The following is a 5,216-nucleotide window of genomic DNA, read 5'->3' on the forward strand; positions in this document are numbered from 1 at the left end:
AGCTCACTTACAGCTCCCCGGAGCATATCGGTGTTCGTCCCGTCCTTCATCGGCTCCTAGCGCCAAGGCATCCACCGTGTGCCCTTAGTAGCTTCTCCTACTATTCTTACTTGGTGATACAAATTTTCATCTCTATCACCCGGTGTTCGCAACTTGACGGAAAAGACACACATGTCTTTTCTCTATCATCATTTCCTATCCAATTTTCAAAGTGCGACTTGGCGCTTCTGCGCCTTAGCGCAACTTGTCATTGTAATGGTGGTAAGTGAGAAGTATTTATCTCAACTTGTCCCAACAAGAATCAAGTTTTGCTTTTTTGTTTGTGTCAGCCGTTTGTGTGTTGCTCGCGGCGACAAGAAATAATATAACATGGCTAAAAAAAGATTGCAACCCCTTTTTGAAATCTTTTTTAGTGATATTTTTTCTTTCTCTTCTATATTGCTTATAAACCTTGTTTTTATTGCGCCTTTTTATGTTCTTTCTTAGATATCTATCGATCAAAAAAAGAACCTTCTACTTATCACATTTATTACTTGAATACACCTTCATAGTTCCTTTTGCAATTTTAGTTTTACCATTGAAAGAAACATTTACACTCTTTCCAACCATTACCTTACACCAAATTGACACGAGTTGTTTAATTATGGTATTGTTTGTACATACAACAAAAGGTGAAAGGGAGGTTCTTTCTACATGATCAAAGAGCTTTTGAATGAATGTCTTTATTTCACTTCCAATCAACTTGCTCGTGAAGCAGGTAAAATAGCAGAAGAAGAATTCTCCTCTATCGGTCTTTCTCCTACATACGCTTTTCTTATATTAGTCGTAAAAGTAGAACCTAACATTACGTTATCGGATCTATGTAAGATTCTGCATATAGCACCTTCCACAGGAACTCGTTTTGTTGATAAGTTAATTCAAAAAGGGTTGGTCGAACGACATACGGAAGGGAAACTAGCAAAAATCTTACTCACCGAAAAAGGAGCCATCTTACATGATGAGATCCAAAAGTGTTGGGATCGATTATATGAACGATATTCCTTGATATTTGGTAAAGAAGAGGGAGATCAACTTACAAAAACGGTACTGGCAGCAAGTCATGTGCTGAGAAACAATTGACACTCCACATGGCTGAAGCCATGGGATTCTTGGGACGGTAGTCTGATGACTACTTCATTACCAAGCTAGCCCCGTGAGCCCCACGGTTAAACAAAATTCTTGTTGCTATGTTATAGCATAGACTTATTGCTTGGTTTTCGCATTCCAGTCTAGCCATTTTTCGGTACGCATAGCATTTTACGTGCAAAACGATTGGTTTGCACAACCCTATATCCTATCCACTTTTCAAAGAGCAACTGTCGATAGTTTAACAACAGAATGTATGTTTGTAAATTATTTTTTGGAAAATTTGTAAAATCTACGGGAGATAGAAACCTCCCTCATCTGCAAAGGGAGACTTGCCGTTTTAGTGGTTTAGCGAAACTTGTGCTCCCGTTGTAGTGACGCTCGCTATCATCCCGCGATTCAAACCACGGGTTTTCTCACTCGCAAGACTATAATTTTCAAATCAAAAAAAGTCCTCTTCATAAAGGAGGACTTTTTGCTTGTTTCTAATTTTTTTCCCCATACTTCATACTTACCGTGAATGTTGTACCTACTCCCGCTTCGCTTTTAACCTTTATTTCGCCATGATGGGCTTCTACATACTCTTTTGCGATTGCTAAACCTAAACCCATACCACCATGTTCACGAGATCGATCTTGGTCAGCACGGTAAAAACGATCAAATATAAATGGAATATGCTCGGCGGAAATACCACTCCCAGAATCTTTTATATGAACCAATACCGCATCTTCTTGAGCTTCCAGTTGTACAACAACTTTTCCTTTTGAAGATGTATGACTGAGCGCATTTGTGATCAAGTTTACAAATACTTGTGTGATTCGGTGAGGGTCAATAAAAAGAGTTGGAATTTGATTGTTATCTATCCGCTGATAATGTAGCGCTATACCTCTTTCGGATGCCTCTAGTTCATACATATTTACAATATTGACTAGTAAACTCTCCATATCTGTCTCCATTTTCTTCAATGGTAATTGACCTACTTCTGCTAAAGATAGTTGATGCAAGTCTTGTACCAAATGAATCAATCGAGCAACTTCGTCTTGAATAGGCAATAAAGTTTCTGGTTCAGCTTTTTTAATACCTTGTTGAATTAATTCCATCTGACCTTGAATAATCGTCAATGGTGTCCGCAATTCATGGGCTACATCTGCTACCAAATGACTTCGTGCTTGTTCTGTCCGATACAAACGATCAGTCATTAAATTGAATGTTTCCCCAACTTTTCCAAACTCATCATCTGTATCGATACTCATTTTTACTTGCAAATCCCCATCTTTGATTTTTTTCATACTATGTATCATTGATTGCAATGGATTTGTAATTAATCGAGATAACCAAACCCCTACAAGCAATGCAATAAGGGAGGTAATGATCATCCCTATAAAAGTACCCATCGTCATGGAATGAAAAACAGTTTGTTGCATGATTTCCAATCGGTTAGAAATTTTATTAGACAACTGCAACATTCCAACTCGCTTATTATTCACCACAATTGCAACTGTGATAGCTTCCCCTTGGTGGATTTCTGAACCCACTTGAGATAAGATCTCTCCATCTACATCACGTAATATTAAATTGTCCAGGCGATCTTGATCCCTGCTCTGATTAGCCAAAAAATGAACAAAGCTGTCGACACCATACCAAGAAGAACCATTTTCTTGATAATAATAGGACAACTGACTAGACCACTGCTCTGCGCTTACTTGTCTTATATTTCTAGCATAACTTTGTAGCATTTGTTGTGTATATAAATAGGTAATAGCATAGTAGGCAGAACCTAAAAAAACGATCAAAATGATTAAACTTAGAATCAGTTTGTTTCGGAATTTCATTTCATGTCTCCAAATCGATAACCAACACCATGCACCGTTTGGATATATTGAGGATTTGAAAGATCTGTTTCTATTTTTTTTCTCAAGTGACTGATATGACTATCTATACTCCGTTCATAAGTGAGATACGTATCTCCTGTAATAACTTGTAACAACTGCAACCTGCTATATACAATCCCTGGTCGAGATGCTAATGTCAATAAAATCTGAAACTCTGCAGGTGTTAAAGCAACTTCTTGATCACCTTTGAGTACGACATGTTTATCTTCATCAATGGTAATATCTCCTCTTTGAATCACTTTAGAATTCAAAGAAGAGGGATTGGTTCTCCTCAAAACAGATCGAATGCGAGCAGATAGTTCACGGAGACTAAATGGTTTAGTCATATAGTCATCGGCCCCTACTTCTAAACCAACAACCCGATCCATTTCTTCCGTTTTTGCTGTCAACATAATAATTGCCACACTTGATTTTTTGCGAATATCTCGACAAACGTCTAAGCCGCTTTTTTCTGGCAACATCCAATCTAATATAACAATATCAGGTTTCTTTTCTGCAACTTCTTGGAGTGCACGATTCCCTGTTTTTGCAGTCAACACGTCGAAACCTTCTTGAATCAGATAAGGCTGAATCACATCTAATACTTTTTGTTCATCATCTACTACTAATACTGACGTTTTCATTCTCTTCACATCCTCTAAAGCATACTCCGTAACCCAATTCTCAGCTTACTCTTCCTAAATGACCTAGGAAGATGTAGTCTTTTCTTGGATATTATCCTACTTGCTCCATAGAATCATTATAAAGAGGTGATTTGGAGAAATTGTGGTAATTTAAACTCAATCTTCAGTGCACTGAAGAAATGGAGAGAAATTTCGTTTTTGTTCACAAATAGAAACAAGATCATCAGTCTCCCAATCGATCCATTTTGATTATTTCTATCTTTTATACTCACACGATAGGCATAAAATAGTCTCTCTATTATCCATTTCCTATATTTCACATAAATGAAACTTCACAGAATCAAAATAAAAAAATGTTTCCATATGGAAACATTCATGTGATTTATTGAAATAAAGATAGAAGTTTACCATAACCCTCTTTTTCTAAATCTTTTTTTGCAATAAAGCGCAATGCAGCAGAATTGATACAATACCGCAATCCTGCTGGCCCTGGTCCATCTGGAAAAACATGACCCAAATGTGAATCCGCGTCTTTACTTCTAACTTCTGTCCGCAGCATGCCATGAGTATGGTCTGCTTTCTCTATGACCTGTTCTTCTTCAATCGGTTTGGTAAAACTCGGCCAACCACACCCTGCATCATATTTGTCTTTCGAACTAAAAAGAGGTTTACCAGAAACGATATCTACATAAATTCCCTCTTCTTCATGATCCCAAAATTCGTTTTGAAATGGCCGCTCTGTTCCATTGTTCTGTGTTACTTCGTACTGCAAAGGTGTTAACTTCGATTTCAAATTATCTTTCAATGGAAAAACCTCCTTCATACTGTAGTATAACAATATCAAAAAGAACTCATTAGAAATAACGCTTTTTCAAAAACTAGGGGGATCACTCGAACATATTACAAACTTTTGCTGACTGAAAGCCTACAGTTTGAATCATGGGATGAAAGCAAGCGTTGGACGAGAAAGGGTTCAGCCCTCTCACAAGTCCAACACTCTTTTCAGAAAATATATTTACAAACATACATTCCGATGATAAATTACCATTAATTATATTTCTTAGATAGTCTGAAATGCGAAAACCAAGCAGTAGGACTATTCTGTTGTAATGAACCGTGGGGCTCACGGGGTTAGCTTGGTAATGAAGTAGTCATGAGACTACCGTCCCAAGAATTCTACGGATTTAGCCGTATGGAGCGTCAAAACTAGAAGTTTATATGTCTGTTATAGGATTGACAAATTCAAAAAACCAGTACCTCTTAAAAAGGTACTGGTTAAAATTTTATTCCCTGAAAACCGAAGAGTGAGTAACACGCCTGATTATTTGGTAACCGAATTTGTACCAAAAGGTACTCCATAGAAAGGAGGTGATCCATCCCCNCCTTCCGGTAGGGATACCTTGTTACGACTTCACCCCAATCATCTGTCCCACCTTCGGCAGCTCAGTCCCCTAAGGGTTCTGTCACCGACTTCGGGTGTTACAAACTCTCGTGGTGTGACGGGCGGTGTGTACAAGGCCCGGGAACGTATTCACCGCGGCATGCTGATCCGCGATTACTAGCGATTCCAGCTTCA

General features: G+C 38.2%; 4 protein-coding genes and 2 rRNA genes. 1 reads left to right on the top strand and 5 read right to left on the bottom strand.

Annotated features, from left to right (window positions below; translation table 11 throughout):
* A 23S ribosomal RNA gene (locus tag A3GQ_RS0120960) occupies positions 1 to 98 on the bottom strand; the annotation flags it as partial.
* A 595-nt stretch (positions 99 to 693) separates the two neighbouring features.
* Here A3GQ_RS0120960 and A3GQ_RS0120970 point away from each other — a divergent pair.
* Complete coding sequence (locus tag A3GQ_RS0120970; RefSeq protein WP_028778700.1) at positions 694 to 1,119, top strand: MarR family winged helix-turn-helix transcriptional regulator; 426 nt, start codon at positions 694 to 696, stop codon at positions 1,117 to 1,119.
* 491 nt (positions 1,120 to 1,610) lie between these two features.
* Here the strand turns inward: A3GQ_RS0120970 and A3GQ_RS0120975 are convergent, their stop codons facing one another.
* The 4 genes from A3GQ_RS0120975 to A3GQ_RS0120990 form a co-directional block, all read right to left on the bottom strand.
* Entirely contained in the window at positions 1,611 to 2,957 is a 1,347-nt protein-coding gene (locus tag A3GQ_RS0120975) for a sensor histidine kinase (RefSeq protein ID WP_028778701.1), read from the bottom strand.
* Positions 2,954 to 3,640: a response regulator transcription factor gene (locus tag A3GQ_RS0120980; protein WP_028778702.1), complete on the bottom strand. Its 687-nt coding sequence runs from the start codon at positions 3,638 to 3,640 to the stop codon at positions 2,954 to 2,956. The genes A3GQ_RS0120975 and A3GQ_RS0120980 overlap by 4 nt, the downstream gene beginning before the upstream one ends.
* 382 nt (positions 3,641 to 4,022) lie before the next feature.
* Positions 4,023 to 4,445, bottom strand: a complete 423-nt coding sequence (gene msrB, locus A3GQ_RS0120985; protein WP_028778703.1) for a peptide-methionine (R)-S-oxide reductase MsrB — start codon at positions 4,443 to 4,445, stop codon at positions 4,023 to 4,025.
* 556 nt (positions 4,446 to 5,001) lie between these two features.
* A 16S ribosomal RNA gene (locus A3GQ_RS0120990) occupies positions 5,002 to 5,216 on the bottom strand; the annotation flags it as partial.

The sequence above is a fragment of the Shimazuella kribbensis DSM 45090 genome (assembly GCF_000428065.1).
GTDB classification, from domain to species: Bacteria; Bacillota; Bacilli; order Thermoactinomycetales; family Thermoactinomycetaceae; genus Shimazuella; species Shimazuella kribbensis.